Origin of the sequence: Ciceribacter azotifigens (assembly GCF_048159625.1) — a bacterium.
In the GTDB taxonomy this organism is placed as follows: domain Bacteria; phylum Pseudomonadota; class Alphaproteobacteria; order Rhizobiales; family Rhizobiaceae; genus Allorhizobium; species Allorhizobium azotifigens.
The window spans coordinates 1-1,557 of record NZ_JBLQTA010000060.1 but is presented as its reverse complement, the minus strand read 5'-3'; the positions used below and the strand labels follow the sequence as shown (position 1 = coordinate 1,557).

2 protein-coding genes are annotated in these 1,557 nt (G+C 55.9%); both read right to left on the bottom strand.

The genetic code is table 11. The features are described from left to right. Positions 1-469: ABC transporter permease (locus ACM6UT_RS23255; RefSeq protein ID WP_416799638.1), on the bottom strand; the 469-nt coding region annotated here is incomplete at its 3' end. Positions 470-522: 53 nt separating this feature from the next. Next, the coding region (locus ACM6UT_RS23250; protein WP_416799637.1) for a sugar ABC transporter ATP-binding protein at positions 523-1,557 on the bottom strand (1,035 nt) is incomplete at its 5' end.

The window sequence follows — 1,557 nt, the reverse complement described above, 5'->3', positions numbered from 1 at the left end:
TGAGGGTCATGCCGCGTGCGGCGGACAGCATCCCGAGTGTGGCGACAAACGACGGCACCGAGAACCGTGATACGATCACGCCGACGAGAGCCCCGCAGGCGATACCGACGAGAATGCCGACGGGGTAGGCAAGCCATGGCGTGTAAGGCGCTCCAACGATGCCGGCTGTTGCTGATGTCGTGGCGAAACTAGCACTGACGATGCCGGTCAGAGCAACGACTGAGCCGACGGAGAGATCAATTCCTCTCGTCAGGATGACAAATGTCATTCCGATCGCCAGAATACCATTTATGGAGGTCTGCAACAGCACGTTCGAGATGTTGCCGGCTGTCAGGAAGTATTCGTTCGACAGCGAGAGAACAATTGCCAGAAGGAGGAATGCGAGGAAAATCCCGTATTCCTGAACGATCATCTTGCGACGTGCAGGATCCAGAAAAGACTTCAATGAATTGTTCTCGTTCGTGGACACTTCTTTATCCTCTGTTTGCCCCGACGTGTGCGGTTAGCAGCTAGGTCTTTGCGTCAGGTCGACATGTGAACGAGCGACTGCGCGTCCGTCTCTTGCCGGGAATAGATGCCACCCGATTGTCCTTGGCGCATGACCAGAATGCGATCCGACATGCCCAGCACTTCGTCGATCTCGGACGAGATCATCACGACGGTGCCGCCAGATTCAGCGAAGTCGCAGATGATCCGATAGATTTCGCGTTTGGCACCAACATCAACGCCACGGGTCGGCTCATCCAGCAGCAGAACCTTCGGTTTGCGCAGGAACCATTTGCCCAGAACCACTTTCTGCTGGTTGCCGCCCGACAATGCAGAAACAGCCATGGCGTCGCTCGCAGCCTTGATATTGAAATGCTTGATCATCTTGGCGCTTGCGGCAATTTCCTTGGCGCTTTGCATCGAGAAATATGGGCTCATGTCGGGCAGGCTCGCCATGCAGATATTGTTGCGGACACTGTCCATGAGATTGAGACCAGTGAGCTTTCGGTCTTCCGTCACCAAAGCGAGCCCTTCAGCGATTGCTTCTGCGGGCGATGAAACCTCGATGAGGCGACCATCAAGACGGACGGTTCCAGAGGATTTCTTGTCCAGGCCGAAGATGCAGTTGAAAATCTCGGTCCGGCCGGACCCCATCAGGCCATAGATGCCGAAGATCTCGCCCTTGTTTGCAGTAAACGAGATGTCAGAGATCTTGCCGGGTAACGTCAGACCCGACACCTCAAGGCCGGCCGTTTCAGTCGGCGTGTTGGTCTTGAAGTATTCTTCGCCCAGTTCGCGTCCGACAATCATGCGGATCAGCCCCTGGCGGTCGATCTGATCGAGAGCGCCACTTCCCACAAAGCCGCCGTCACGAAACACGGTGTAGGAATCGGCGATCTGAAAGATTTCCGAGAGCCGGTGGGAGACGTAGACAATTCCCTTGCCAGATGCCTTCAGGCGCTCGACGGCGGAGAAGAGGTGCTGAGCCTCCTTCTCGCCGATTGCGGACGTCGGCTCATCCATGAAGATGACTTCAGCGTCGTGGCTTAAGGCTTTTGCAATCTCGACCAG